This is a genomic window from Amycolatopsis sp. NPDC045836, assembly GCF_056431745.1.
In genome coordinates this window covers 179925-205869 of record NZ_JBWKKF010000004.1, presented here as the reverse complement: position 1 = coordinate 205869, position 25945 = coordinate 179925, and the positions used below count along the sequence as shown (strand labels likewise).

23 protein-coding genes are annotated in these 25945 nt (G+C 71.8%); 11 read left to right on the top strand and 12 right to left on the bottom strand.

Features of this window, described 5'->3' with window-relative positions:
• Positions 1 to 30: 30 nt before the first annotated feature.
• Genes pgl through tkt form a run of 6 tightly spaced genes read right to left on the bottom strand, consistent with a single transcriptional unit; the run spans position 31 to position 8201 of the window.
• Positions 31 to 810, bottom strand: a complete 780-nt coding sequence (gene pgl, locus AC07EG_RS08330; RefSeq protein ID WP_478252347.1) for a 6-phosphogluconolactonase — start codon at positions 808 to 810, stop codon at positions 31 to 33.
• The gene (opcA, locus tag AC07EG_RS08325; RefSeq protein ID WP_478252346.1) at positions 807 to 1805 is read right to left on the bottom strand and encodes a glucose-6-phosphate dehydrogenase assembly protein OpcA; all 999 of its coding nucleotides are present in this window, start codon (positions 1803 to 1805) and stop codon (positions 807 to 809) included. Before opcA ends, pgl begins: the two co-directional genes overlap by 4 nt.
• Positions 1802 to 3325, bottom strand: coding sequence for a glucose-6-phosphate dehydrogenase (gene zwf, locus AC07EG_RS08320; RefSeq protein WP_478252345.1), 1524 nt, complete (start codon positions 3323 to 3325; stop codon positions 1802 to 1804). The genes opcA and zwf overlap by 4 nt, the downstream gene beginning before the upstream one ends.
• Positions 3322 to 4947: a glucose-6-phosphate isomerase gene (locus AC07EG_RS08315; protein WP_478252344.1), complete on the bottom strand. Its 1626-nt coding sequence runs from the start codon at positions 4945 to 4947 to the stop codon at positions 3322 to 3324. The genes zwf and AC07EG_RS08315 overlap by 4 nt, the downstream gene beginning before the upstream one ends.
• A gap of 8 nt (positions 4948 to 4955) precedes the next feature.
• Positions 4956 to 6071: a transaldolase gene (tal, locus tag AC07EG_RS08310; RefSeq protein ID WP_478252343.1), complete on the bottom strand. Its 1116-nt coding sequence runs from the start codon at positions 6069 to 6071 to the stop codon at positions 4956 to 4958.
• A gap of 24 nt (positions 6072 to 6095) precedes the next feature.
• Entirely contained in the window at positions 6096 to 8201 is a 2106-nt protein-coding gene (gene tkt / locus AC07EG_RS08305; RefSeq protein ID WP_478252342.1) for a transketolase, read from the bottom strand.
• Between the two features lie 329 nt (positions 8202 to 8530).
• Here tkt and AC07EG_RS08300 point away from each other — a divergent pair, with 329 nt between their 5' ends.
• The 3 genes from AC07EG_RS08300 (at position 8531) to AC07EG_RS08290 (ending at position 12487) form a co-directional block, all read left to right on the top strand.
• Complete coding sequence (locus AC07EG_RS08300; RefSeq protein WP_478252341.1) at positions 8531 to 9502, top strand: heme o synthase; 972 nt, start codon at positions 8531 to 8533, stop codon at positions 9500 to 9502.
• A 140-nt stretch (positions 9503 to 9642) separates the two neighbouring features.
• The gene (locus AC07EG_RS08295) at positions 9643 to 11868 is read left to right on the top strand and encodes a HelD family protein (RefSeq protein ID WP_478252340.1); all 2226 of its coding nucleotides are present in this window, start codon (positions 9643 to 9645) and stop codon (positions 11866 to 11868) included.
• A gap of 10 nt (positions 11869 to 11878) precedes the next feature.
• Positions 11879 to 12487 carry an FKBP-type peptidyl-prolyl cis-trans isomerase gene (locus AC07EG_RS08290; RefSeq protein WP_478252339.1) on the top strand — a complete coding sequence of 203 codons (609 nt, stop codon included), beginning with the start codon at positions 11879 to 11881 and terminating at the stop codon, positions 12485 to 12487.
• Between the two features lie 46 nt (positions 12488 to 12533).
• Here the strand turns inward: AC07EG_RS08290 and AC07EG_RS08285 are convergent, their stop codons facing one another.
• Positions 12534 to 13508 carry a quinone oxidoreductase family protein gene (locus tag AC07EG_RS08285; protein WP_478252338.1) on the bottom strand — a complete coding sequence of 325 codons (975 nt, stop codon included), beginning with the start codon at positions 13506 to 13508 and terminating at the stop codon, positions 12534 to 12536.
• 92 nt (positions 13509 to 13600) lie between these two features.
• On the opposite strand from AC07EG_RS08285, the gene AC07EG_RS08280 reads away from it, so the two are divergent.
• Positions 13601 to 13930, top strand: a complete 330-nt coding sequence (locus AC07EG_RS08280) for a hypothetical protein (RefSeq protein WP_478252337.1) — start codon at positions 13601 to 13603, stop codon at positions 13928 to 13930.
• Between the two features lie 3 nt (positions 13931 to 13933).
• On the opposite strand, the gene AC07EG_RS08275 is transcribed toward AC07EG_RS08280, so the two are convergent.
• From AC07EG_RS08275 to mptB, 5 genes are all read right to left on the bottom strand, one after another.
• Entirely contained in the window at positions 13934 to 14881 is a 948-nt protein-coding gene (locus tag AC07EG_RS08275) for an acyl-CoA desaturase (RefSeq protein WP_478252336.1), read from the bottom strand.
• 64 nt (positions 14882 to 14945) lie between these two features.
• The gene (locus AC07EG_RS08270) at positions 14946 to 15917 is read right to left on the bottom strand and encodes a COX15/CtaA family protein (protein ID WP_478252335.1); all 972 of its coding nucleotides are present in this window, start codon (positions 15915 to 15917) and stop codon (positions 14946 to 14948) included.
• A 101-nt stretch (positions 15918 to 16018) separates the two neighbouring features.
• Positions 16019 to 16828, bottom strand: a complete 810-nt coding sequence (locus AC07EG_RS08265) for an ABC transporter permease (protein ID WP_478252334.1) — start codon at positions 16826 to 16828, stop codon at positions 16019 to 16021.
• Positions 16825 to 17760, bottom strand: coding sequence for an ABC transporter ATP-binding protein (locus tag AC07EG_RS08260; RefSeq protein WP_478252333.1), 936 nt, complete (start codon positions 17758 to 17760; stop codon positions 16825 to 16827). The genes AC07EG_RS08265 and AC07EG_RS08260 overlap by 4 nt, the downstream gene beginning before the upstream one ends.
• Before the next feature lie 61 nt (positions 17761 to 17821).
• Complete coding sequence (mptB, locus tag AC07EG_RS08255; RefSeq protein ID WP_478252332.1) at positions 17822 to 19462, bottom strand: polyprenol phosphomannose-dependent alpha 1,6 mannosyltransferase MptB; 1641 nt, start codon at positions 19460 to 19462, stop codon at positions 17822 to 17824.
• 95 nt (positions 19463 to 19557) lie between these two features.
• Here mptB and AC07EG_RS08250 point away from each other — a divergent pair, with 95 nt between their 5' ends.
• Genes AC07EG_RS08250 through AC07EG_RS08220 form a run of 7 tightly spaced genes read left to right on the top strand, consistent with a single transcriptional unit; the run spans position 19558 to position 25913 of the window.
• The gene (locus AC07EG_RS08250) at positions 19558 to 20313 is read left to right on the top strand and encodes a helix-turn-helix transcriptional regulator (RefSeq protein ID WP_478252331.1); all 756 of its coding nucleotides are present in this window, start codon (positions 19558 to 19560) and stop codon (positions 20311 to 20313) included.
• Complete coding sequence (gene sufB, locus AC07EG_RS08245) at positions 20310 to 21758, top strand: Fe-S cluster assembly protein SufB (RefSeq protein ID WP_478252330.1); 1449 nt, start codon at positions 20310 to 20312, stop codon at positions 21756 to 21758. Before AC07EG_RS08250 ends, sufB begins: the two co-directional genes overlap by 4 nt.
• 1 nt (position 21759) lies before the next feature.
• A complete protein-coding gene (sufD, locus tag AC07EG_RS08240; protein ID WP_478252329.1) occupies positions 21760 to 22932 on the top strand; it encodes a Fe-S cluster assembly protein SufD in 1173 nt (390 codons plus the stop codon).
• Positions 22933 to 22963: 31 nt separating this feature from the next.
• Positions 22964 to 23734, top strand: coding sequence for a Fe-S cluster assembly ATPase SufC (gene sufC / locus AC07EG_RS08235; RefSeq protein ID WP_478252328.1), 771 nt, complete (start codon positions 22964 to 22966; stop codon positions 23732 to 23734).
• Between the two features lie 45 nt (positions 23735 to 23779).
• Complete coding sequence (locus tag AC07EG_RS08230) at positions 23780 to 25066, top strand: cysteine desulfurase (protein WP_478252327.1); 1287 nt, start codon at positions 23780 to 23782, stop codon at positions 25064 to 25066.
• Positions 25066 to 25515, top strand: coding sequence for a Fe-S cluster assembly sulfur transfer protein SufU (sufU, locus tag AC07EG_RS08225; RefSeq protein ID WP_478252326.1), 450 nt, complete (start codon positions 25066 to 25068; stop codon positions 25513 to 25515). The genes AC07EG_RS08230 and sufU overlap by 1 nt, the downstream gene beginning before the upstream one ends.
• Positions 25512 to 25913 carry a metal-sulfur cluster assembly factor gene (locus AC07EG_RS08220; RefSeq protein ID WP_478252325.1) on the top strand — a complete coding sequence of 134 codons (402 nt, stop codon included), beginning with the start codon at positions 25512 to 25514 and terminating at the stop codon, positions 25911 to 25913. The genes sufU and AC07EG_RS08220 overlap by 4 nt, the downstream gene beginning before the upstream one ends.
• The last annotated feature ends 32 nt before the right edge of the window (positions 25914 to 25945 follow it).

Genomic DNA, 25945 nt, shown 5'->3' with positions numbered 1-25945 from the left:
GCAGCCGTCCGGAGCTCCGGGGTAGACCGATCAAGCGATCCGCGGCCGGTAGACGTTCGAAGTCTTGGCCGCTGCCTGGCGGTCCAGCAGCCACAGCGTGCGGCGCCGCCCGCGGGCGCCCGCCACCGGCAGTTGCACCTCACCGGCCCCGGCCAGGGCCAAGGCCACCGCGTCGGCCTTGGCGGAGCCGGTGGTGACCAGCCAAACCTCGGCCGAGCGCCGGATGGCGGGCAGGGTCAGCGAGATCCGGGTGGGCGGCGGCTTCGGTGAGTTCCGCACCGCGATCACCGAGCGTTCGGTCTCGTAGACCGCCGGGGTCTCCGGGAAGATCGACGCCGTGTGGCCCTCACCGCCGAGGCCGAGCAGGGTGACGTCGAAGGTCGGCACGTCGCCGTGGTCCTCCGGCCGCGCGTTGCGCGCCAGCACCCTGGCGTAGTCGGCCGCGGCGGCGTCCGGGTCGTCGCCGAACTCGCCGTCCGACGGGGCCATCACGTGCACCCGCGCCGGGTCGACCGGCACGTGGTCGAGCAGCGCCTCCCGTGCCTGCTTCTCGTTGCGCTCGTCGTCGTCCGCGGGCAGGAAGCGCTCGTCACCCCAGTACAGGTCCAGCTTCGACCAGTCCACCGCGTCCCTGGCGGGGGAGTTCCGCAGCTCCCGCAGGATCGCCACGCCCGTGCCACCCCCGGTGAGCACCAGCGAGGCCGAGCCGCGCGCGGCCTGCACGTCGACCAGCCGGGTGACCAGCCGGGCCGCGCAGGCCGCCGCGAGCAACTGCGGATCGGAGTAGACGACTACCTCGGAGGTGCTCATGCCTTCGCCTTCGCCGGTGCCTTCGCCCCCGCCTTCGCGCCGGACCTGGCCGGTTCCTTGGCGGGCGCCTTGCGGGAGGTGGCCGCGATCTTGCCGAGGCCGTGCAGCGCCGCCTCGTAGATCTCGTCCGGGTCGAGCCGCCGCAACTCCTCGATCAGGCAGTCCTTGTTGTCCCGCCGCTGCAGCGAGATCCGCCGCGCCGGCTGGCCCGGCTGGGTCAGCGTGCCGACCCGGCCGTCCGGCCTGCTCAGCTCGATCGCCCCGGACCGCCGTTCCAGCGTCACCGACAGGATGCCCTGCGCACTGCTCGACTTGACCCGCTTGACCGGTGCCTTGAGGTACTCGGCCAGCCAGCCCGCGAGCAGCTCGGTCGAGGGCGAGTCCACCTCACCGGTGACCGTGGCCGAGAGCACGTCCTCGTACGGCGGCAGGTCCAGCGCGCTGACCAGCTGGGCCCGCCAGTTGGTCAGCCGGGTCCAGGCGAGGTCGGTGTCGCCGTCGGTGTAGGCCTTGCCACGCGTGCCGAGCGCGCGGATGGGGTTCTTCTCCGCGGCCGAGTCGGTGATCCGCCGCTGGGCCAGCTCACCGAGCTGGTCCTTGGCCGGGTTCCGCGGCCCGGTGCCCGGCCACCAGGTGACGATCGGCGCGTCGGGCAGCAGCAGCGGCACCACCGCGCTCTGGCTGTTGGCCACCAGCGCGCCGTAGAGCCGCAGCACGATCACCTCGCTGGCCCCGGCGTCCCCGCCGACGCGGATCTGCCCGTCGATGCGCGGGGCCGCGGTCTTCGAGCCCTTGGCCACCACGATCACCCGCGACGGGTGCTCCCGGCTGGCCTCGTTGGCCGCGTCGATCGCGTCTTCCAGGTGCTCGTCGTCGTCCGCGGCGATGACCAGGGTCAGCACCCGGCCCAGCGCCACGGCCCCACCGCGTTCGCGCAGCTCGACCAGCTTCTTGTTCAGCTGCGAGGTGGTGGTGGACGGCAGGTCGATGATCACGGGCGCCTCCAGTTGCGGCCCGAAGCGGCCAGCATCGCGTCGGCCGAAGCCGGACCCCACGTGCCCGGCGCGTACTCCTCGGGCTTGCCGTGCTTGGCCCAGTGCGCCAGCACCGGGTCGAGGATCTCCCAGGACAGCTCGACCTCTTCGTTCACCGGGAACAACGACGGCTCGCCGAGCAGCACGTCCAGGATGAGCCGCTCGTAGGCCTCCGGCGAGGACTCGGTGAAGGCGTGCCCGTAGCCGAAGTCCATCGTGACGTCGCGGACCTCCATCGTGGTCCCCGGCACCTTCGAGCCGAACCGCAGCGTCACGCCCTCGTCCGGCTGCACCCGGATGACCAGCGCGTTCTGCCCCAGCTCCTCGGTGGCGGTGGAGTCGAACGGCAGATGCGGCGCCCGCTTGAACACCACCGCGATCTCGGTGACCCGGCGGCCCAGCCGCTTGCCGGTGCGCAGGTAGAACGGCACCCCGGCCCAGCGGCGGTTCTGCACCTCCAGCGTCACCGCGGCGTAGGTCTCGGTGGTGGAGTCCTTCGAGAACCCGCCCTCCTGCAGCAGGCCGGGCACCTTCTTGCCACCCTGCCAGCCGCCGGTGTACTGCCCGCGCGCGGTGGTCGCGTCGAACGGCTCGAGCGGCTTGGTCGCGCCGAGCACCTTCACCTTCTCCGCGCGCAGCGCCTTCGGCTCGAACGAGACCGGCTCCTCCATCGCGGTGAACGCGAGCAGTTGGAGCAGGTGGTTCTGGATGACGTCGCGGGCCGCGCCGATCCCGTCGTAGTACCCCGCGCGCCCGCCGAGGCCGATGTCCTCGGCCATGGTGATCTGCACGTGGTCGACGTAGTTGGCGTTCCAGATCGGCTCGAACAGCTGGTTCGCGAAGCGCAGCGCCAGGATGTTCTGCACCGTCTCCTTGCCGAGGTAGTGGTCGATGCGGAACACCGACTCCTCGGGGAAGACGTCGTTGACGATCGCGTTCAGCTCCCGCGCGCTGCGCAGGTCGTGGCCGAACGGCTTCTCGATGACCACCCGTCGCCAGGTGTTCTCGTCGGTGTCGGCCAGCCCCGAACGAGCCAGCTGCTTGGTCACCACCGGGAACGCGCTCGGCGGGATGGACAGGTAGAACGCGGTGTTGCCACCGGTGCCGCGCTCGGCGTCCAGCTCGCGCACGGTCCGCGCCAGCCGGTCGAAGGCGTCGTCGTCGTCGAAGGTGCCCTGCACGAACCGGATGCCCTCGGCGAGCCGGTTCCACACCGACTCGCGGAACGGCGTCCGCGAGTGCTCGGCCACCGAATCGTGCACCAGCTCGCCGAAGTCCTGGTTCTCCCAGTCGCGGCGGGCGAACCCGACCAGCGAGAAGCCGGCGGGCAGCAGGCCGCGGTGGGCCAGGTCGTAGATCGCGGGCATCAGCTTCTTGCGGGACAGGTCGCCGGTGACGCCGAAGATCACCAGGCTGGACGGCCCGGCGATCCTCGGCAGCCGCTTGTCGCGGTGGTCCCGCAGCGGATTGGTCCAGCTCACGCCAACGCCTCCAGCGCGGCCACCAGCTGTGCCAGCCCGGCGGCCCGGTCGGTGAAGTGCAGCCGCAGCACCGGGCGCCCGTGGTCGGCCAGCACCTGCCCGTCGCCCAGCGCCTGCGCCAGCTGCAGCCCGGCCAGGGTGTACGGCCGGTCCGGCACGTCCAGGTCGGTTTCACCGGCCCCGGTCAGCTGCAGGAAGAACCCGTTCGGGTGGCCGCCCTTGTGGTACTGCCCGGTCGAGTGCAGGAACCGCGGACCCCAGCCGAAGGTGGTCTGCAGCCCGGTCCGCTTGGCCAGCTGCGCCCGCAGCAGCGCGGCGGACGCGTCGTCGAGGCGGTCCAGGTACGCCTGCACCGCGATGTAGGCCGGCGGCACCGAATCCGAGGCGGTCGCCGAGTCCAGGAAGGACTTCAGCGCCTCGGGCAGGTCCTTCGCGTCGAGGCCGTACCCCTCGATCGCGCCGTCGGTGAACGACGGCCCGGCCCCGCCGCCCGTGCCGGACGGCTGGTCCAGCAGCGCCCGCGCTGCCTTCTTCGCCGCCTCCACGTCGGGCTGGTCGAACGGGTTGATGCCGAGCAGCCGCCCGGCCAGCGCGGTGGCGAACTCCCACAGCAGGAACTGCGCGCCGAGCGGGCCGGTGACCGAGAGCTGGGCGGGTGAGTCCGCGCGGCCGATCGCCACCGGGGTGGCGTCGGCACCGGCGTCGGCGAACCCGGCCGCCACCGGCGACTCCACCACCACCGGCAGCAGGCCCGTGCCCTGCTTGCCGGTGGATTCGGCGATCAGCTGCTCGGCCCAGTCACCGAAGCCCCGGATACCGGAGCCGGTGTCGGCGAAGACCACCTTCTCCGCGTGCTGCGCGTGCCGGGCACCCAGCGCCGCCGCCAGCCGGATGGCCGGATTGGCCTCGTCGTCGGCGGCCAGCTGCTCGGCCACGCCCGCGGCCTGGTCGAGCAACCGCGCCACGTCCGCCCCGGCCAGCCCGGCGGGCACCAGGCCGAACGCGGTCAGCGCGGAGTACCGCCCGCCCACGTGCGGGTCGGCCAGGAACACCCGGCGGTAGCCCTCCGCCTCGGCCAGCTCCGCCAGCGGCGAGCCGGGGTCGGTGACCACGACGATCCGCCGGGCCGCCTCGATCCCGTGGTCGGCGAAGGCCTTGGCGAAGATCCGGCGGTGGCTGTCGGTCTCCACCGTGCCGCCGGACTTCGACGAGACCACCAGCACGGTCCGCTCCAGGTCCCCGGCGAGCGCGTCGGCGACCTGACCGGGGTCGGTGGTGTCGAGCACGGTCAGCGCGACGCCCTCGGTCCCGGTGATCACCTCCGGCGCCAGCGAGGAACCACCCATCCCGGCCAGCACCACGCGGTCCACGCCCTCGGAACGCAGTTCCGTGCGCAGCGCCTCGATCTCGCCGATCAGCGGCCGCGAGGAGCGGTGCAGGGTGGTCCAGGACAACCGGATGGCCGCCTCGGACTCGGCATCGGCCCCCCACAGCGTGGCGTCCTGCGCGGCCAGGCGGGAAGCCGCCCGGTCGGCGATCAGGCTGTCCGCGAGCGGTTTCGCCTGCTGTTCCAGCGCGGGGTCGGTGATGGTGACCCCGGCGCCCGTCTCTTCGGCTGCCATGCCCGCGCTCAGCCCTTCGCCTTCGCCAGCTGGCCGCGGACCGTCTCGAGCAGTTCGCCCCAGGACTTCTCGAACTTGTCGACGCCCTCGTTCTCCAGCGTCAGGAACACGTCGGTGATGTCGATGCCGACGCCCTCGAGCTTGGTGAACACCTCGCGGGCGGCGGCCTCGGTGCCGGACACCTTGTCGCCCTCGATCTCGGCGTGGTCGGCGGCCGCGTCGATGGTCTTCTCCGGCATGGTGTTCACCGTGTTGGCCACCACCAGCTGGTCCACGTACCGGGTGTCCGAATAGGACGGGTCCTTCACCCCGGTGGAGGCCCACAGCGGGCGCTGCTTGTTCGCGCCCTCGGCGGCCAGCGCCTGCCAGCGCTCGCCGGCGAACAGCTCCTCGTAGGCGGCGTAGGCGATCCGGGCGTTGGCGATGGCGGCTTCGCCGCGCAGCGCCTTGGCCTCGTCGGTGCCGATGGCGTCCAGCCGCTTGTCGATCTCACTGTCCACACGGGAGACGAAGAACGAGGCGACCGAGTGGATGCCCCCGAGGTCGTGCCCGTTGGCCTTGGCCTGCTCCAGCCCGGCGAAGTAGGCGTCGATGACCGCCCGGTAGCGCTCCTCGGAGAAGATCAGCGTGACGTTGACGCTGATGCCCTCGGCCAGCGTGCGGGTGATCGCCGGCAGGCCCTCCTCGGTGGCCGGGATCTTGATCAGGACGTTCGGCCGGTCGACGGTCTTCCACAGGTCCTTGGCCTCGGCCACGGTGGCGTCGGCGTCCTTGGCCATGCGCGGGTCCACCTCGATGGACACCCGGCCGTCCACCCCGTTCGTGGCGGAGTAGACCTCGCGGAACAGGTCCGCGGCGTTGCGCACGTCGGTGGTGGTCAGCTCGCGCACGGCGGCGTCGACGTCGGCACCGCGCGCGGCCAGCTCACCGACCTGCTGGTCGTAGGCGTCACCCTTCGACAGGGCGTTGGCGAAGATGGTCGGGTTGGTGGTGACCCCCACGACGTGCCGGTCGCGGATCAGCCCGGCGAGGTTGCCGGAGTCGAGCCGCTCCCTGGACAGGTCGTCGAGCCAGATCGAAACGCCGGCCTCGGACAGCTGGGCCAGCCGATCGGTGCTGCTCATGACTTCATCCCCTTCGGTGGAAATTCAGGAGTTCTTGGCGGTGTCCAGCGACCGGCGCGCGGCGTCGACCACGGCTTCGGCGGTGATGCCGAACTCGCGGAACAGGGTGGCGAAATCGGCGGAGGCACCGAAGTGCTCGATCGAGACGATCTCGCCGGCGTCCCCGACGAACTTGTGCCACGACTGGGCGACCCCGGCCTCCACGGCCACGCGCGCCTTCACCCCGCTGGGGATCACCGACTCGCGGTACGCCTGGTTCTGCGCTTCGAACCACTCGACGCACGGCATGGACACCACCCTGGTGGAAACGCCGTCGGCCTCGAGCTTCTTCCTGGCTTCGACGGCCAGCTGCACCTCGGAACCGGTGGCGATGAGCACCACGTCCGGGGTGGCGCCCGACGCCTCGGCGAGCACGTACCCGCCGCGGGCCACGCCCTCGGCGCTGGTGCCCTCGAGCACCGGCACGTTCTGGCGGGTCAGCGCCAGGCCGGAGGGGTGGTGCACGTCCTCCAGCACCGCCTTCCACGCCGCGGCCGTCTCGTTGGCGTCGGCCGGGCGGACCACGTTCAGCCCCGGGATGGCGCGCAGCGCGGAGAGCTGCTCGATCGGCTGGTGCGTCGGGCCGTCCTCGCCGAGGCCGATCGAGTCGTGCGTCCACACGTAGATGACCGGCGCCTTCATCAGCGCGGCCAGCCGCACCGGCGGGCGCATGTAGTCGGAGAAGATCAGGAAGGTGGCGCCGTAGGGCCGGGTGCCGCCGTGCAGCGCGATGCCGTTGAGGATCGAGCCCATCGCGTGCTCGCGGACGCCGAAGTGCAGCGTGCGGCCGTACGGGCTGGTCTTCCACATGTCGGTGGCGGCCGATTCGGGCCCGAACGAGTCGGCGCCCTTCATCGTGGTGTTGTTGCTCTCGGCCAGGTCGGCCGAACCGCCCCACAGCTCCGGCAGCGCGTCGGCGAGGGAGTTGAGCACCTCACCGGAGGCCTTGCGGGTGGCGATGCCCTTGGCGTCGGGCTCCCAGGAGGGCAGGTTGTCGGCCCAGCCCGCGGGCAGCTCGCGCTTGGCCAGCCGGGCGGCCAGCTCGGCGCGCTCGGGGTTGGCCTCGGCCCACTGGTCGAACTTGGTCTGCCACTCGGCGCGGGCGGCCTTGCCGCGCTCGGCGGCCTTGCGGGTGTGCTCGATCACCTCGTCGGCGACCTGGAAGTCCTTGCCGGTGTCGAAGCCGAGGATCTCCTTGACCGCGGCGACCTCGTCGGCACCGAGCGCGGCGCCGTGCGCCTTGCCGGTGTTCATCTTGTTCGGCGCCGGGTAGCCGATCACCGTGCGCAGCAGGATGAACGACGGGCGGGTGGTCTCGGCCTTGGCGGCCTCGATCGCGGCCTCGAAGGCCACCACGTCCTCACCGCCCTCGACCACCTGGACGTGCCAGCCGTAGGCCTCGTAGCGCTTCGCGGTGTCCTCGGACAGCGCGATGTTGGTGTCGTCCTCGATGGAGATCTTGTTGTCGTCGTAGATGACGGTGAGGTTGCCCAGCTCCTGGCGGCCGGCGATGGAGGAGGCCTCGGAGGTCACGCCCTCTTCGATGTCGCCGTCGGAGGCGATCACGTAGACGTGGTGGTCGAAGATGCTCTCGCCGGGGGCGGGCTCGGGGTCGAGCAGGCCGCGCTCGCGGCGGGCCGCCATCGCCATGCCGACCGCGTTGGCCAGGCCCTGGCCCAGCGGCCCGGTGGTGGTCTCCACTCCGGCGGTGTGCCGGTACTCCGGGTGGCCGGGGGTCTTGGAGCCCCAGCGGCGCAGCTGCTTGAGGTCTTCGAGCTCCAGGCCGTAGCCGGCCAGGTACAGCTGGATGTAGAGGGTCAGGCTGGAGTGCCCGGCGGAGAGGATGAACCGGTCACGCGCCGGCCACTCCGGGTCGGCCGGGTCGTGCCGCATGATGCGCTGGAACAGCGAGTAGGCGGCCGGGGCCAGGCTCATCGCCGTGCCGGGGTGCCCGCTGCCGCAGTTCTCCACGGCGTCCGCCGCGAGCACCCGGGCGGTGTCCACCGCGCGGGTGTCCAGCTCGGTCCAGTCGGCGGGGTGGTTCCGCCGGATGAGAGGGTTGTTCTCGCTGCTGAGGGCGGTTTCGGACACTGAACTCGAACTCCCCGTCTTCGGTGATTCGCTTGCATTGCACGGTGCTTGCCGGCGGGCGCGCCTTGATCGATCCGGGGTGCACGATATTCCTGTTCGCGCCCCCTCGCAGGGCACGCCACGCCCACGCGGGCCAGCCTAGTCCTAGGCGTACCCGCTGCCGTGCGGCCCAACCGTGTCAAGCCCCCGGCGCACCCCCACCGTGGAGGGGCGTGCGGTGGCGATTACGATCGGTCAGGGCGCAGGCCCGGCGTGGTTTCGGGCCCACCGGAAGATCGGCAACCGAGCCGCGTCCCAAGCCGGACCGACTGTGAGTAGCAGGGAGCGAAATGTCGTTGGTGCACGCCGCGCACGGACGCGGTGAAACCAGCGCCGTGGACGCACCCGAGGAGCCAGGTGGCCGGCGCAGCCCCCGCCGGGTCATCGGTGCCTACGCCGCGCTCGCCAAGCCCCGGGTGATCGAGCTGCTGCTGGTCACCACCATCCCGGCGATGTTCCTGGCCGGGCGCGAGATCCCCAACCCCTGGCTGGTGCTGGCCACCCTGGTCGGCGGCACCATGGCCGCGGGCAGCGCGAACGCGCTGAACTGCGTGATCGACGCCGACATCGACAAGGTGATGAACCGCACCAAGCGGCGTCCGCTGGTCAAGGACTCGGTGCCCCGGCGCAACGCGCTGGTCTTCGGCCTGGTGCTGGGGATCGCCTCGTTCGCTGTGCTGTTCTTCACGGTGAACCTGCTCTCGGCGATCCTCGCCGTCGCGACGATCCTGTTCTACATCTTCGTCTACACCCTCGGCCTCAAGCGGCGGACGCCGCAGAACGTGGTGTGGGGCGGGGCCGCGGGCTGCATGCCGGTGGTGATCGGCTGGGCCGCGGTCTCCGGCGCGGTCGAGTGGCCCGCCTTCGTGATGTTCGGCGTGATCTTCTTCTGGACGCCGCCGCACACCTGGGCGCTGGCGATGAAGTACCGCGAGGACTACGAGCGCGCCGGCGTGCCGATGCTGCCGGTGGTGGCCACCCCGCAGCACGTGGCCAAGCAGATCGTCATCTACTCGTGGGTGATGGTCGGCTGGACCCTGCTGCTGGCCCCGGCCACCAGCTGGCTCTACGCCTCGTTCGCCGCGCTCGCCGGCGCGTGGTTCCTGTTCTACGCGCACCGGCTGCGCGTGGCGGTGAACCGCGGGGTGGAGACCAAGCCGATGGCGTTGTTCCACCGGTCCAACACCTACCTGATGATCGTGTTCTGCGCGCTCGCCGTGGACTCCGCGATCGGCCTGCCCGTCATCGGCCTCCCGTTCTGAGCGGTTTGAGCCGATCGGGGGGACGGCGGCGGGGGACTCCACTGTGGCCGGTGCGGCGGGCCTGCCAGCGGCTCGCCGTGCGACGCCGGCCACCGGCGTAGAATCGATCGGAATCCCCCGCGCGCGAAAGTGAGTCACCCTTGTCTGTGTCCGGTCCGGAGCCGGCAAACCCCGAAGTTCAGCGAGAACAGGTCTACGTCACCAAGCTCTACGAGATGCTCGACGCCGAGCGCGAGCTGACCCAGCGGCGGCTCGGCGAGGCCCTGCGCCTGACCGGCGGCACCCCGCAGGCCCGCACCGAACGCGACGTCGCCACCGCCACCTACACCGAACGGCTGGCCCAGCTCGGCTCGGTCGAGCAGGGCCTGTGCTTCGGCAGGCTCGACTTCCACGACCAGGAGCCGGCCTACATCGGCAGGCTCGGCCTGTTCGACACCGAGGACGACTACCGGCCACTGCTGCTCGACTGGCGCGCGCCCGCGGCGCGGCCGTTCTACCTGGCCACCGCGGCGTCCCCGGAGGGCGTGCGCCGCCGCAGGCACATCCGCAGCCTGTCCAGGCGGGTCACCGGGGTCGACGACGAGATCCTCGACCTGGGTGAAGCCAGTGGCGGCGACCACGACCTCGGCCTGGCCGGGGAGGCCGCGCTGCTGGCCGCGCTGACCCAGCGGCGCACCGGTGAGATGAGCGACATCGTCGCCACCATCCAGGCCGAGCAGGACCGGATCATCCGCGCCGGGATGAACGGGGTGCTGGTGGTCCAGGGCGGGCCGGGCACCGGCAAGACCGCCGTCGCCCTGCACCGCGCGGCCTACCTGCTCTACACCTTCCGCCAGCAGCTGACCCAGCGCGGGGTGCTGGTGATCGGGCCCAACAGCACCTTCCTGCGTTACATCGGCCAGGTGCTGCCGTCGCTGGGGGAGACCGGCGTGCTGCTGGCCACGGTCGGCCAGCTCTACCCCGGCATCGACGCCACGGGCACCGACGACCGCGCGGCCGCGGTGGTCAAGGGGCGCGCGGTGCTGGCGGACGTGCTGGCCAACGCGGTGAAGGACCGGCAGGCCGTGCCGTCGCCGGTGCTCGAGATCGAGGTCGAGCGCGAGGTCCTGCGGCTGGACCGGCGCACCTGCACCGACGCGCGGGCCAAGGCACGGCGGTCCCGCCGCCCGCACAACCAGGCCCGCCGCATCTTCGTCAGCGAACTGCTCGACGCGCTCACCCGGCAGGCCGCGCGCCGGCTCGGTGACAACCTGCTCGACGCGCGTGACGTCGGTGACATCCGGGCCGAACTCGCCGAGGACAAGGGCGTCCGCCGGGCGATGGACCAACTGTGGCCGGTGCTCACCCCCGAAGAGGTGCTCGACGACCTCTTCGCGGACCCGGAACGCCTGGCCTCCGCCGCGTCGAAGGCGCTCTCCGAACCGGAGCGGGCCGCGCTGCGGCGGGACCGCGGTGCCGACTGGACCCCCGCCGACGTGCCGCTGCTCGACGAGCTCGCCGAACTGCTCGGCTGGGACGACACCGAGGAACGCGCCGCCAGGGCCCGCGAGGAACGCGAGCAGCGCGCGTACGCCGAAGGCGTGCTGGACATCCTGGAGCAGGACGAGGAGATCATCGACCCCGAACTGCTGCGGGTCAGCGACGTGCTGGACGCGGAGCTGTTCGCCGAGCGGCAGCAGGCCCGCAGCGAGCTGACCGCCGCCCAGCGGGCCGCGCAGGACCGCACCTGGACCTTCGGGCACGTGATCGTGGACGAGGCGCAGGAACTGTCCGAAATGGACTGGCGGACCATCATGCGGCGCATCCCGAGCCGGTCGATGACCGTGGTCGGCGACGTGGCGCAGACCGGCGCCGAGGGCGGGGCGTCGGCCTGGGGCGACGTGCTCGGCCGGTACGTGGCCGACCGCTGGCGGCTGGCGGAGCTGACGGTCAACTACCGCACCCCGGCCGAGATCATGGCGCTGGCCGCCAGGGCGCTGGCCAGGGTGGACCCGGCGCTGACCGTGCCCACCTCGGTGCGCTCGACCGGGGTGCAGCCGTGGCAGGAGCCGCTGGACTCGGCCGACCTCGCCGCGCTGACCGCCGCCGAACTGTCCGCAGTGGACGGTGGCACGGTGGCGGTGCTGTGCCCGCCGGGGCGGATCGATGCGGTGCGGGAGCTGCTGCCGTCGCACGAACGGCTGTCGGTGCTGACCGTGGAGCTGGCCAAGGGCCTGGAATTCGACTCCGTGGTGCTCGTCGCCCCGGAGGAGGTCGCCGCCGGTTCGCCCCGCGGCTGGAACGACCTCTACGTGGCGCTGACCCGGGCCACCCGGCGGCTCGGGGTGCTCCACGCCGGGTCGGAACCGTTTCCGGCCGAAAGCTAAGCTGCCCGTCATGCGGAACTCTGCCAAGCTCATGGTCGTGGTCGCCGCCGCACTGGCCCTCGGTGCGTGCGCGAACTCCGAACAGGACTCCACCCAGCCCCCCGGCTCGAACCAGCAGCCATCGATCGCGCCCGCCGGGCCGAACACCGGGGTGCCCGGCACGGTGACCGCGCCGCCCCAGCCGTCCCAGCCCACCGGGCCGGAGTGCACGGTGGACCAGATCGAGGTCACCGGCGAGCTGGGCCAGGAGCCGGAGGTCAAGCTGCCCGACGGCTGCGTCTTGCCGACCAAGCTGCTGACCAAGGACCTGGAGCCCGGCCAGGGCGCCGCGGCCACCAAGGGCAGCCAGCTCGAGGCCAACTACCTGCTGGTGACCTGGAGCGACAAGCAGGTGGCGGACAACTCCTACGAGCGGGGCAAGCCGCTGCCGCTGACCCTGGGCGCGCAGCAGGTCATCCCCGGCTGGGAGCAGGGCCTGGAGGGCATCTACCAGGGCGGGCGCCGGCTCATCGTGGTGCCGCCGGACCTGGCCTACGGCAAGCAGCTCGGCCACCCGCTGCAGAAGGAGACGCTGGTCTTCGTCGTCGACGCGGTGAAGGTCACCCCGGGCACCAACTGACCCGGCGGGTGGCTTCCGGGTGCGCCCGGAAGCCACCGGCGGGATTTCAGGGCAGCAGGAGCAGCTTCCCGGTGGTCCGGCGGCCCTGCAGGTCCTCGTGCGCCTGCCGGGCCTCGGCCAGCGGGTAGCGCCCGCCGATCCGGATGTTCAGCGAACCTTCGGCCACCGCGCCGAACAACTCGCCCGCCCGCCAGTCCAGTTCCGCCCTGGTGGCGGTGTAGTCGACGGTCTTGGGGCGGGTCATGAAGATCGACCCGGCCGCGTTCAGGCGCAGCGGGTCCACCGGCGGCACCGCACCGCTGGCGTTGCCGAACAGCACCAGCATGCCGCGCCGCCGCACGCTGGCCATGCTGCCGTCCACTGTGGACTTGCCGACCCCGTCGTAGACCACCGACACGCCCTCGCCGCCGGTCAGCTTCCTGGTCACCTCGGCGAAGTCGTCCTGGTCGTACCGGATCACCTCGTCGGCCCCGGCTTCGCGGGCCAGCCGCGCCTTCTCCTCGGTCGACACGGTGCCGATCACCCTGGCCCCCCTGGCCTTGGCCAGCTGGGTCAGCAGCAGGCCGACCCCGCCGGCCGCGGCGTGCACCAGCACCGATTCGCCCTCCTGCACCGGATAGGTCGACGAGACCAGGTAGTGCGCGGTGATGCCCTGGAGCAGGGTCGCCGCGGCGATGTCGTCGCCGACGCCGTCCGGCACCCGCACCGCCGCCGACGCGGGCACCCGCGCCTGCCCGGCGTAGCCACCGGGCACGCCCTGCCACGCCACGCGGTCACCGGCGGCGAACCCGTCCACGCCCTCGCCGACGGCGGCGACCCGCCCGGCGCCCTCCAGCCCCAGCACCAGCGGCAGCTCCACCGGGTACAGCCCGCTCCGCTGGTAGGTGTCGATGTAGTTGACCCCGGCCGCCGCCACGTCGACCAGCAGTTCACCCGGCCCGGGAGCACCGGGGTCGATCTCGGTGAACTCCAGGACCTCCGTGCCGCCGGTCTGCCGGATCCGTACTGCTGGGGTGGGCATGCGTCCTCCTCGGGGTGCGTTCTCGGTAACCGCAACTATGGCCGGGGCCACGATGTTCCGCGTCCCGGCCCGTGGACCGATACGCTCGGCGGGTGGCTGAGGTGAACGAGGAGAACGAGAACACGCGACCGGCCGAACCGAGCGGGCGCCAGCTGGCCGCCGCACGCGGTTTCGTCGCGAAGCACGGGGGCGCGGACAAGACCGGCCGTGCCGTGGTGGAGAGCATCGGCCGCGCCGGGGCCAGGGTGGTGCTGGTCGGCGCGGACGGGGCGATGGGCGACGTGGTCGTGCCCAGCGTGGGGACCGGCGAGAAGCTGGTCGAAGCGGTCGACGGCCTCGAAGCGTCCACCTGGGACAACGAGACCGTCGGCGCGACGAAGATCGGCGCGGAGTACCGCCGCCGGATGGCCAGGCCGCGTTAGCGCCTAGCCCGCGGGCTGGGCGGGTTTGACCAGCTTGGCCGCGATGCGCTCCGGCTTCGGCCAGCGCACGTCGCTGGCCCAGCCGAACTTCTCGAACAGCCAGATCACCCGCGCCGACACGTCGACCTGACCGCGCAGCACCCCGTGCCGGGCGCAGGTCGGGTCGGCGTGGTGCGAGTTGTGCCAGGACTCGCCCATGGACAGGATCGCCAGCGGCCAGAAGTTCGCCGCCTTGTCCCGGCTGGCGAACGGCCGGTCGCCGACCAGGTGGCAGATCGAGTTCACCGACCAGGTGACGTGGTGCAGGAAGGCGATGCGCACCAGCCCGGCCCAGAAGAACGCGGTCACCGCACCCCAGAACGACCAGGTGAGCAGGCCGCCGAGCAGCGCGGGCGCGGCCAGGCTGAGCGTGGTCCACAGCCAGAAGTACCGGTTGACCAGGCGCAGGTCCTCGTCGGCCAGCAGGTCCGGGGCGAACCGCTCGTAGCTGGTCACCTCGCGCTGGAACATCCAGCCCATGTGCGCGTGCCAGAACCCCCGCGCCAGCGCCACCGGCGTGGTGCCGAACAGCCAGGGGGAGTGCGGGTCGCCCTCGCGGTCGGCGAAGGCGTGGTGCCGCCGGTGGCTGGCCACCCAGAAGATCACCGAGCCCTGCACCGCCAGCCCGCCTGCCACGGCCAGCGCGATCCGCAGCGGCCGCGACGCCTTGAACGCGCCGTGGGTGAAGTAGCGGTGGTAGCCCACGGTCACGCCGAGCGTGCCGATCACGTAGAACGCCACCGCGAGGCCGACGTCCACCCAGTTGAGCCCCCAGCCCCAGGCGACCGGCACGGCCACCACCAGCGCGGCGAACGGGATCAGCAGGAACGCCTTGAGCACCACCATCTCGGCGGTGGAGCGCTGGTGGGAAACGATCGGCTTCGGCCCGGTGGCCGCCGAGGGTGACTTCATGGGCACCAAGCCTATTCGGACATTCCGGCTCGCGGTTCGCGCCCTCGTTAAGCCCGGGTGTCGGTCAGCCGGCGGTCGCGGGTACCGGGGCCGCCGCCGGGGTCCTGGCGGGCACCGGGCCGCGGTCGCGGGTGGCGCACCACAGCGCCGCGGTGGCCACGATGACCAGCGCCGAACCGAGCACGTGGAGGGAGACCAGCGCCTCGGGGATACCGAGTGCGTACTGCAGGCTGCCGAGCCCGCCCTGGGCCAGCGCGACCACCCACAGCACGGTGTAGCGGCGCCACACGGCCGCGGGCACGCCGGTGCGGGAGAGGTTCAGCCCGAGCACCGCCAGCACGACCAGGAAGGCCACCAGCAGGCCGCCGTGCACCTGGGCCAGCGCCTCGATCGGCGCGTCCAGCCGCGGGGTGTCCGGGTCACCGCCGTGCGGGCCGGCCCCGGTCACCGTGGTCCCGGCGACGAGCACCGCGCCGAGCAGCACCACCAGTGCCACCATCAGCTTCCTGGCCAGCGGCTCGATCAGCCAGCGCGGCTGTTCGTCACCCTCGCCGAAGGCGCGCAGCAGCATGAACGCCAGCCACACCAGCGGGGTGGAGGCGAGGAAGTGGATGGCCACGGTCCACCACAGCAGGCCGGTGAGCACGGTCATCCCGCCGATCACCGCCTGCGCGACCACGCCGAGCGGCATCGTCCAGGCCAGCGCCACCAGCCGGCGCCTGCTCGGCTGGTCGGCCTGGATGCGCCAGGCGGCCAGCACGCACAGCCCGGCCACCACGATCACCAGCCCGGTGAGCAGCCGGTTGCCGAACTCGATCCACTGGGTGAGCGCGCTCAGTTCGGGGTGCTCGACCGGGAACATGCTGCCGGGGAAGCACTGCGGCCAGGTCGGGCAGCCGAGGCCGGAGCCGGTGACGCGCACGATGGAGCCGGTCACCCCGATCCCGCCCTGGGTGATCACCGCGGCGATGGCGAGCACCCGCTGCACCACGGGAGAGGGATAGGGAAGACGGGCGACGAGCGACTTCAACGGCACGCCCCGATGGTAGGCGGCCGGTTCTGCGCCTTCGCTGAGAGGTCTGCAGGCCCGGCTCACGCACCCGCCCCGCCCGTCCCGGCGGAGCCGAGGCCGTGGTTTCAGCTCAGGCGGGTGGTGCGGGCGGCCAGGGCGCCGCCCGCGGCCGCCCACGCCGCCAGCACGGCGACCGGGCCCCAGCTGAACCGCCCGTCCAGCAGCGCCGACCGCAGCCCTTCGGCGAGCGCGCCGGAGGGCAGCAGGCCGACCACGTCGCCGAGCGCACCCGGCATCGCGGCGGGCACCAGCAGGATGCCGCCCGCCAGCAGCAGCACGAACCACACCACGTTCGCCAGCGCCAGCACCGCCTCCGCCCGCAGCGAGCCGCCCAGCAGCACGCCCAGCGCACCGAAGGCGAAGGTGCCCGCGACCAGGAAGACCACCGCGGCCAGCAACCCGCCCGGCGACGGCGACCAGCCGAGCAGCGCGGCCACCACCCCGAGCACCACGGCCTGGATGGCGACCACCACCAGCGCGGCGAGCAGCCGCCCGGCGACCAGCAGCCAGCGCGGCAGCGCGGTCGCCGAAAGCCGTTTCAGCACGCCGTAGCGCCGGTCGAAGCCGAGTGCGATGGCCTGCCCGGTGAACGCCGACGACATCACCGCCAGCGCCAGGATCCGCGGGGTCACCCAGTCCACCGCCGCGACCGGGCCCAGTTCCCCCGAGGGCAGCAGGTCCAGCAGGCTCAACCCGATCAGCAGCGCCAGCGGGATGAGCAGGGTGAGCAGGATCTGCTCGCCGTGGCGCAGGGTCAGCGCGGTCTCCACGCGGGCGTGCGTGCGCAGCATGCGGCCGAGCCCGCCCCGGCCGGGCGCCGGGGTGAACGTGCCCGGCGCGAAGCGGGGGCCCACCGCTGGTCTGGTGGCCGTCATCCGCGCAACTCCCGTCCCGTCAGCTCCAGGAAGACCTCTTCCAGGTCCCGGCGGCCGACGTGCAGTTCTTCGGCGAGCACGCCCTGCTGGGCGCACCACGCGGTGACCGCGGAGACCACCTGCGGGTCGACCACGCCCTCCACCCGGTAGCTGCCGGGCGCGGATTCCCGCACCAGGTAACCCTCGGGCAGCGCCGCGGTGAGCAGCGCGGTGTCGAGCCCGGCCCGCGCGCGGAACCGCAGCTGGGCGGCTTCACCGGCTTCGGCGGTCAGTTCACCCGGCGCGCCTTCGGCGATCACCCTGCCGCCGTCGACGATCACCACGTGATCGGCGAGCGTTTCGGCTTCTTCCATCAGGTGCGTGGTCAGCAGCACGCTGACGCCGTCGGCGCGCAGGGCGGCGAGCAGGTCCCAGACCAGGCGCCGCGCCTGCGGGTCCATGCCCGCCGTCGGCTCGTCGAGGAACACCAGTTCCGGGCGGCCGACCAGGGCGCACGCCAGCGAAAGCCGCTGCTGCTGCCCGCCGGAGAGCCGTTTGAACGGGGTGCGGCGCACGTTCTCCAAGCCGAGCACTTCGAGCAGCCACGCCGGATCGAGCGGCCGGGCCGCGCACGAGGCCACCAGGCCGAGCATCTCCTCGGCCCGCACGCCGGGATAGGCGCCACCGCCCTGCGGCATCACCCCGATCCGGGGCCGCAGCCGGGCGCCCTGGCCGGCGGGATCCAGCCCGAGCACCCGGACGGTCCCGGAATCCGGCCGCTGGAAGCCTTCGCACACCTCGACCGTGGTCGTCTTGCCCGCCCCGTTCGGGCCCAGCAGGGCCAGCAGCGTGCCCTGCGGCATCCGCAGGTCCAGGCCGTCGACGGCGGTGACCTTCCTGGTCGAGCCGAAGCGCTTCACCAGCCCGGTTATCTCCACGGCGGGTGCGTTCACATCGCCAGGCTAGTTGGTCTCGGCTCCGCCGAGGCGGTGAGGTCGCTCTTGAGCGGGTGCCTCAGGCGGGCTGGCGCGGGCCGGGGTAGAGCTCGTCGTCGAGGTGGGCTTCGGACAGCGCGCCGGAGATGGCGGCGGCGTCGGGCCGGGTGAAGATCAGCGGGCACATCCGGCGCACCAGCAGCAGCGCCAGCACCACCACCACGATCGCCGCGGTGTAGGCCTGGAACGGCACGAAGGTGCGCCCGCCGAAGCTGCCGCCGGTGGGGAAGACCACCAGCGAGAGCACCACGCTCGACCAGGTCGCGGCGACCCGGAACCGCGAGGTGCCCGCCGCCGCGGCCAGCGGGATCGCCGCCCACAGCAGGTACCACGGCTGCAGCGCCACGTGCAGCACCATCACCGCGCCGAGCGAGACGCCGAGCCCGATGATCGGGCGGTAGCGCCACTTCAGGCTGTCCCGGATGAACTTCGCGGTGACCACCGCGGCCACCAGGTAACCGAGGTTGCCCAGGATCGGCACCAGCGCGTTGGTGTGGTTGCCCAGGTCGAGCGCGATGCCGAGCAGGCCGCCGAGGTTGCCGAGTTCGGCGGTCGGGGAGATCCACGCCCGCACCAGGCCGGGGGTGTCCAGCGCGCCGATCCAGCCGAAGCCGAGCCCGGTGAGCAGGGTGACCCCGGCGAAGACCACCGCGAACACCACGAACATCGGCGCCGCCGCGCGGAAGAGGTCCTTGATGCCGCCGTGCCAGCGCCGCGCCACCATCACGGTGAAGAACGGCAGCGCCAGGATCGCGCTGACCTTGACCAGCACGCCCAGGGTGATCACCGCCACGCCGAGCGCGATGAACCGCAGTTCACCGGGAGCCACCGGCGGGGGCGTGTCGCCCTTCACCCGCCTGGGCAGTTTCCGCAGCCCCAGTTCCAGCCCGGCGACCATCAGCCCCAGCGCCAGCGCGTCGTTGTGCGCCCCGGCCACCAGGTGGAAGATCAGCAGCGGGTTGAGCGCGCCCAGCCAGAGCGCGGTGGCGGGCTGCACGCCGAACCGCGAGGCCAGCCGCGGCAGCGCCCACACGATCAGCACCACGCCGACCACGGCGAGCCCGCGGTGCAGCATCACGCCGGTGACGATGTTGTTGCCTGCCGCCTCCGCCAGCCAGCTGCCGAACCGCAGGTAGAGCGGCCCGTACGGGGCCGGGGTCTCCCGCCACATGTTCGACACGCCCGCGGTCAGCGGATCGCCGATGCCCAGCGCCTCGGCCGGGCCGAGGGAGTACGGGTCCATGCCGCGCCGCACGATCTCGCTCTGCGCCAGGTAGCTGTAGACGTCGCGGGAGAACAGCGGCGGGATGAACAGCAGCGGCGTCACCCAGGTGATCAGCGCGCGGTGCAGCTGCTTGGGCGTGGCCAGCCGGGCGTTGGCGGGCCGGGCGAACCGGCCGAGCATCAGCCAGGCCAGCACCACCATCAGGATGCCGGTGGCCGCGATCGCCAGCGAGACCGTCGAAATGCGGGCGAACACGCGCAGCACCGGGATCTCCAGCACCGGGTTGATCACCGGGGCGGCACCCGCGCCGAGCGAGCCGGTGGCCAGGAACAGCGACCCGGTGGTGCCGAACCGGCGGATGAGCTTGAGCGCGCGCTCCTCGGTCACGTCCAGCGGCTGCGGTACGGCGGGCTCCACGGGCGACCTGGTCTCCACTCCGGCAGGGTATCGACCGCTGCTCAACCGTGATGTCGGTCACCCGCAATTGACCCGCCTTTGCCCCTCGCCCGGATATACGACACACTTGTGTTGTGAAAAAGACGGGTGCCCAGCAGCGGCGGGACGGCCACGGCCGGACCGCGGCCACCGGCGTGCCCGTGCAGGCCAGCGCCGACGGCCGGACCCGGCACGAAGTGGCGCGGCTGCTGCTCGAGGAGGGGCCGATCACCGCCGCGGTGGTCGCCGAAAAGCTCGGCATCAGCCCCACCGCGGTGCGCCGCCACCTCGACACCCTGCTCGACTGCGGCGAGGCCGAGACGCTCGACGCGCCCCGGCGCGGCCCGCGGGGGAGGGGGCGCCCGGCCAGGGCGTTCCGGCTCACCGACAGCGGCCGGGCCCGGTTCGGGCACGCCTACGACGACCTCGCGGTCTCGGCCGTCCGGTTCCTCGCCGAGCACGCGGGCCCGGACGCGGTCCGCGCGTTCGCCGAGAGCCGCGTCGCCGCGCTCGTGGAGCCCCACCGCGACGCGGTGACCAGTTCCCCGGCGCCCGCCTCCCGGGCGGAGGCCCTCGCCGCCGCCCTGACCAGGGAGGGTTACGCTGCCTCGACCCGGCAGGTCCGCACGGGTGAACAGCTGTGCCAGCACCACTGCCCGGTGGCCCACGTGGCCGCCGAGTTCCCCCAGCTTTGCGAAGCCGAAACCGAGGCGTTCGCGAGGCTGCTGGGTACCCACGTGCAGCGCCTCGCGACCATCGCGCGCGGGGACACCGCCTGCACCACCCACGTACCCGCGGAGAATCCGCGCGGTATGGAAGCACCATCTCCGGACGGAGGGAATCCCGTATGACTGCCGCTGCCGAGCAGCGCACTCCCACCACTGCGCCCCTGTCCCAGGAAGAGACCATCGACTCCCTGGGCAACTACGCGTACGGCTGGGCGGACTCCGATGCCGCCGGGGCCAGCGCCCGGCGCGGCCTCAGCGAAGATGTCGTGCTCGACATCTCGGCGAAGAAGTCCGAGCCGGAGTGGATGCGTGACGCGCGCCTGAAGGCGCTGAAGCTGTTCGACCTCAAGCCGATGCCCAACTGGGGCGCGGACCTGTCGGGCATCGACTTCGACAACATCAAGTACTTCGTGCGCTCCACCGAGAAGCAGGCGACCAGCTGGGAAGACCTGCCCGAGGACATCAAGAACACCTACGACCGGCTCGGCATCCCCGAGGCGGAGAAGCAGCGGCTGGTCGCGGGCGTGGCCGCCCAGTACGAGTCCGAGGTGGTCTACCACCAGATCCGCGAGGACCTCGAGGCCCAGGGCGTGATCTTCCTGGACACCGACACCGGCCTGCGTGAGCACCCGGAGCTGTTCCAGGAGTACTTCGGCTCGGTCATCCCGGCCGGGGACAACAAGTTCTCCGCGCTGAACACCGCGGTCTGGTCGGGCGGCTCGTTCATCTACGTGCCGCCGGGCGTGCACGTGGACATCCCGCTGCAGGCCTACTTCCGGATCAACACCGAGAACATGGGCCAGTTCGAGCGCACGCTGATCATCGTCGACGAGGGTGCCTACGTGCACTACGTCGAGGGCTGCACGGCGCCGATCTACCAGTCGGACTCGCTGCACTCGGCGGTCGTGGAGATCATCGTGAAGAAGGGCGGCCGCTGCCGCTACACCACGATCCAGAACTGGTCGAACAACGTCTACAACCTGGTCACCAAGCGGGCCAAGGCCGAAGAGGGCGCGACCATGGAGTGGGTCGACGGCAACATCGGCTCCAAGGTCACGATGAAGTACCCGTCGGTGTTCCTGATGGGTGAGCACGCCAAGGGCGAAGTGCTCTCGGTCGCCTTCGCCGGTGAGGGCCAGCACCAGGACGCCGGCGCGAAGATGGAGCACCTGGCGCCGTACACCTCCTCGACCGTGGTGTCGAAGTCGGTGGCGCGCGGCGGTGGCCGCACCTCCTACCGCGGCCTGGTCAAGGTCGCCAAGCGGGCGCACCACTCGCGCTCCAGCGTGGTCTGCGACGCGCTGCTGGTGGACACGATCTCCCGCTCGGACACCTACCCGTACGTGGACATCCGCAACGACGAGGTGTCCATGGGCCACGAGGCCACGGTGTCCAAGGTCAGCGCGGACCAGCTGTTCTACCTGATGTCGCGCGGGCTGACCGAGGAAGAGGCCATGGCCATGGTGGTCCGCGGGTTCGTCGAGCCCATCGCGCGTGAACTCCCGATGGAGTACGCGCTCGAGCTGAACCGCCTGATCGAGCTGCAGATGGAAGGGTCCGTCGGCTGACATGACGGCTACGACAGAGAACAACGTTTCGAACGCCGCACGGGAATCGGTCATCCCGGCCGCTTCCCGTGCGGAGCGGTTCGCCTCCTACGACGTCGAGGCCTTCGAGGTGCCCGGCGGTCGTGAGGAGAACTGGCGCTTCACGCCGATGAAGCGCCTGCGCGGCCTGCACGACGGCACCGCCGTCGCCGACGGCCGGCTCACCGTGGAGGCCGACCTGGCCCCCGAGCTGAAGCTGGAAACGGTCGGCCGGGACGACGAGCGCCTCGGCGCGGCGGGCGTGCCGAGCGACCGCATCGCCGCCCAGGCCTACTCCGCGTTCGAAACCGCCACCGTGGTGACCGTGCCGAAGGAGACCAGGGCGTCCAGCCCGAGCGTGCTCCGGCTGGTCGGTCCCGGCGAGGGCAAGACCGCCTACGGCCACCTGCAGGTGCGCGCCGAGGCCTTCGCCGAGGCCGTGATCATCCTCGACCACGCCGGCTCCGGCACCTACGCCGACAACGTGGAGTTCGTCGTCGGCGACTCGGCCAAGATCACCGTGGTCTCCGTGCAGGACTGGGCCGACGACGCGGTGCACGTCTCCGAGCAGCACCTGAAGCTGGGCCGGGACGCGGTGCTCAAGCACACCGTGGTCACCCTCGGCGGCGACCTGGTGCGCGTGTCGCCGACCGCGGCCTTCGCCGAACCGGGTGGCGAGGTCGAACTGCTCGGCGTGTACTTCGCCGACGCCGGCCAGCACCAGGAGCACCGGCTGTTCGTCGACCACGCGGTGCCCAACTGCAAGTCGAACGTGATGTACAAGGGCGCGCTGCAGGGCGACGGCGCGCACGCGGTGTGGATCGGCGACGTGCTGATCCGCGCGGCCGCCGAGGCCACCGACACCTACGAGCTCAACCGGAACCTGGTGCTCACCGAGGGCGCGCGGGCCGACTCGGTGCCGAACCTGGAGATCGAGACCGGCGAGATCGAGGGCGCCGGGCACGCCAGCGCCACCGGGCGGTTCGACGACGAGCAGCTGTTCTACCTGCAGTCGCGCGGCATCGCCGAGGAGCAGGCGCGCCGGCTGGTGGTGCGCGGGTTCTTCCACGAGATCCTGGCGAAGATCACCGTGCCCGAGGTGCGCGAGCGCCTCGAAGCCGCGATCGAGGCCGAACTCCAGGCCGTCGGCGCCTGACCTCCCCCGAACTTTAGGAACAGAAAGACTCATGGCCACTCTGGAAATCAAGGACCTGCACGCCTCGGTCACCACCGACGAGGGTGCCAAGGAGATCCTCAAGGGCGTCAACCTGACCATCCGCTCGGGTGAGACGCACGCGATCATGGGCCCCAACGGCTCCGGCAAGTCGACCCTGTCCTACGCCATCGCCGGGCACCCGAAGTACGAGGTCACCTCGGGCCAGGTGCTGCTCGACGGCGAGGACGTGCTCGAGATGAGCGTGGACGAGCGCGCCCGCGCCGGGCTGTTCCTCGCCATGCAGTACCCGGTCGAGGTGCCCGGCGTGTCCATGTCGAACTTCCTGCGCACCGCGGCTACCGCGGTCCGCGGCGAGGCCCCCAAGCTGCGCCACTGGGTCAAGGAGGTCAAGGAGGAGATGGGCAAGCTCGACATCTCCGCCGAGTTCGCCGAGCGCAGCGTGAACGAGGGCTTCTCCGGTGGGGAGAAGAAGCGCCACGAGATCCTGCAGCTGGCGCTGCTCAAGCCGAAGTTCGCCATCCTCGACGAGACCGACTCCGGCCTGGACGTGGACGCGCTGCGGGTGGTCTCCGAGGGCGTCAACGACTACAAGGCGGGCAACGAGGTCGGTGTCATGCTGATCACGCACTACACCCGGATCCTCAAGCACATCACGCCGGATTTCGTGCACGTGTTCGCCGGCGGGAAGATCGTCGAGTCCGGCGGTGTTGAACTGGCTGACGAACTCGAGGCGAACGGCTACGTCAAGTACGCGGGCAAGGCCGAGACCGCCGCGGTCTGACCCGAGCACGCCCCGGAATCCACCACACGATCGAGAGGAGCCGGCTTGACCACCACCGCCGCCGACTCTGTGCCACTGGACGTCGCCGCCCTGCGTGCCGACTTCCCCATCCTGTCCCGCACCGTCCGGGACGGGAAACCCTTGGTGTATCTGGATTCCGGGGCCACCGCGCAACGCCCGTCGCAGGTGCTCGACGCCGAGCGACGGTTCCTGGAGACGGCCAACGCCGCGGTGCACCGCGGTGCGCACCAGCTCGCCGAGGAGGCGACCGACGCCTACGAGGACGCCCGCGCGCGCATCGCGGAATTCGTCGGCGCCACCCCCGGTGAGCTGGTCTTCACCAAGAACGCCACCGAGGGCTTCAACCTGGTCGTCTACGCGATGAGCAACGCGGCGACCGCCGGCCCCGAGGCGGCGCGCTTCGCCATCGGCGAGGGCGACGAGATCGTCATCACCGAGATGGAGCACCACGCCAACCTGGTGCCGTGGCAGCAGCTGGCCCAGCGGACCGGGGCGGAGCTGCGCTGGTTCGGCGTCACCGACGAGGGCAGGCTCGACCTGTCCGAACTGGACTCGCTGATCACCGGGCGGACCAAGCTGGTCGCCTTCACCCACCAGTCGAACGTGCTCGGCACGGTCAACCCGGTGGCGGAACTGGTGGCCGCGGCGAAGCGGGTGGGCGCGCTCACCCTGCTCGACGCCTGCCAGTCGGTGCCGCACGCCCCGGTCGACCTGGCCGGGCTCGGGGTGGACTTCGCCACCTTCTCCGGGCACAAGATGCTCGGCCCGTCCGGCATCGGCGTGCTGTACGGCCGCCGGGAACTGCTCGAGGCGATGCCGCCGTTCATCACCGGCGGCTCGATGATCGAGCTGGTCCGGATGGAGGGCTCCACCTTCGCGCCGCCGCCGCAGCGGTTCGAGGCGGGTTCGCCGATGACCTCGCAGGCGGTCGGCCTCGGTGCCGCGGTGGACTACCTGTCCGCCGTGGGCATGGACGCCGTCGCCGCGCACGAGCACCAGCTCACCGAGGCCGCGATCGCCGGGCTCGCCGAGATCGCCGGGGTCCGGCTGATCGGGCCAGCCGACTCGGCCGACCGCGGGGGAGCGGTGTCCTTCGTGATCGACGGGGTGCACCCGCACGACGCCGGGCAGGTGCTGGACAGCCTCGGGGTCGCGGTGCGCGTCGGGCACCACTGCGCGTGGCCGCTGCACCGCCGGATGGGCGTGCCCGCCACCGTGCGCGCGTCGTTCTACCTCTACAACGAACTGTCCGAAGTGGACCAGCTGGTGCGCGGGGTCCGCGAGGCGCAGCGGTTCTTCGGGGTGGCCTGATGCAGCTGCAGAGCATGTACCAGGAAATCATCCTGGACCACTACAAGAACCCGCACGGCCGCGGCCTGCGGGAGCCGTTCGACGCCGAGTCGTTCCAGGTCAACCCCACCTGCGGGGACGAGGTGACGCTGCGGGTGAAGCTGGACGGCGCCACCGTGGCCGACATCTCCTACGAGGGCCAGGGGTGCTCGATCAGCCAGGCGTCGACGTCGGTGCTGAACGACCTGGTGGTCGGGCACACCGTGGACGAGGCGATGCGGACGCTGGACGCGTTCGTCGAGTTGATGCAGGGCCGGGGCCAGGTGGAACCGGACGAGGACGTGCTCGAAGACGGCATCGCCTTCGCGGGTGTCGCGAAGTACCCGGCACGCGTGAAGTGCGCGCTGCTCGGGTGGATGGCGTTCAAGGACGCGGTAAGCAGCGCCGGTTCGAACGGAGAGGTGAAATGAGCGAGACCGAAACCCAGCCCGCCCCCCGCGACGGCCGGACCGCCGCCGACCTGCCCGAACAGCAGGCGCCGTCGGCCGACGTGGCCAAGGTGGAGGACGTGGAGGAGGCCATGCGCGACGTGGTCGACCCCGAACTGGGCATCAACGTGGTCGACCTCGGCCTGGTGTACGGCATCCACGTCGAGCCGGACAACACCGCCACCATCGACATGACCCTGACCTCGGCGGCCTGCCCGCTGACCGACGTCATCGAGGACCAGACCGCTTCCGCCCTCACCGGCGGCGCCGGCCTGGTCTCGGACTTCCGGATCAACTGGGTCTGGATGCCGCCGTGGGGCCCGGAGAAGATCACCGAAGACGGCCGCGACCAGCTGCGCGCCCTCGGCTTCACGCTGTGACTCTGTCCCGCCTCCGGCGGGACGGGCGAGGT

Excerpts from the sequence above, each read along its gene's own strand:
- AC07EG_RS08300 (WP_478252341.1), top strand. The coding sequence starts at position 8,531 with ATGTCGTTGGTGCACGCCGCGCACGGACGCGGTGAAACCAGCGCCGTG.
- sufD (WP_478252329.1), top strand. The coding sequence starts at position 21,760 with ATGACGGCTACGACAGAGAACAACGTTTCGAACGCCGCACGGGAATCG.
- AC07EG_RS08265 (WP_478252334.1), bottom strand. The coding sequence starts at position 16,828 with ATGACGGCCACCAGACCAGCGGTGGGCCCCCGCTTCGCGCCGGGCACG.
- sufB (WP_478252330.1), top strand. The coding sequence starts at position 20,310 with ATGACTGCCGCTGCCGAGCAGCGCACTCCCACCACTGCGCCCCTGTCC.
- AC07EG_RS08315 (WP_478252344.1), bottom strand. The coding sequence starts at position 4,947 with ATGGCAGCCGAAGAGACGGGCGCCGGGGTCACCATCACCGACCCCGCG.
- AC07EG_RS08290 (WP_478252339.1), top strand. The coding sequence starts at position 11,879 with ATGCGGAACTCTGCCAAGCTCATGGTCGTGGTCGCCGCCGCACTGGCC.
- AC07EG_RS08285 (WP_478252338.1), bottom strand. The coding sequence starts at position 13,508 with ATGCCCACCCCAGCAGTACGGATCCGGCAGACCGGCGGCACGGAGGTC.
- pgl (WP_478252347.1), bottom strand. The coding sequence starts at position 810 with ATGAGCACCTCCGAGGTAGTCGTCTACTCCGATCCGCAGTTGCTCGCG.
- sufC (WP_478252328.1), top strand. The coding sequence starts at position 22,964 with ATGGCCACTCTGGAAATCAAGGACCTGCACGCCTCGGTCACCACCGAC.
- AC07EG_RS08275 (WP_478252336.1), bottom strand. The coding sequence starts at position 14,881 with ATGAAGTCACCCTCGGCGGCCACCGGGCCGAAGCCGATCGTTTCCCAC.
- sufU (WP_478252326.1), top strand. The coding sequence starts at position 25,066 with ATGCAGCTGCAGAGCATGTACCAGGAAATCATCCTGGACCACTACAAG.
- tal (WP_478252343.1), bottom strand. The coding sequence starts at position 6,071 with ATGAGCAGCACCGATCGGCTGGCCCAGCTGTCCGAGGCCGGCGTTTCG.
- AC07EG_RS08220 (WP_478252325.1), top strand. The coding sequence starts at position 25,512 with ATGAGCGAGACCGAAACCCAGCCCGCCCCCCGCGACGGCCGGACCGCC.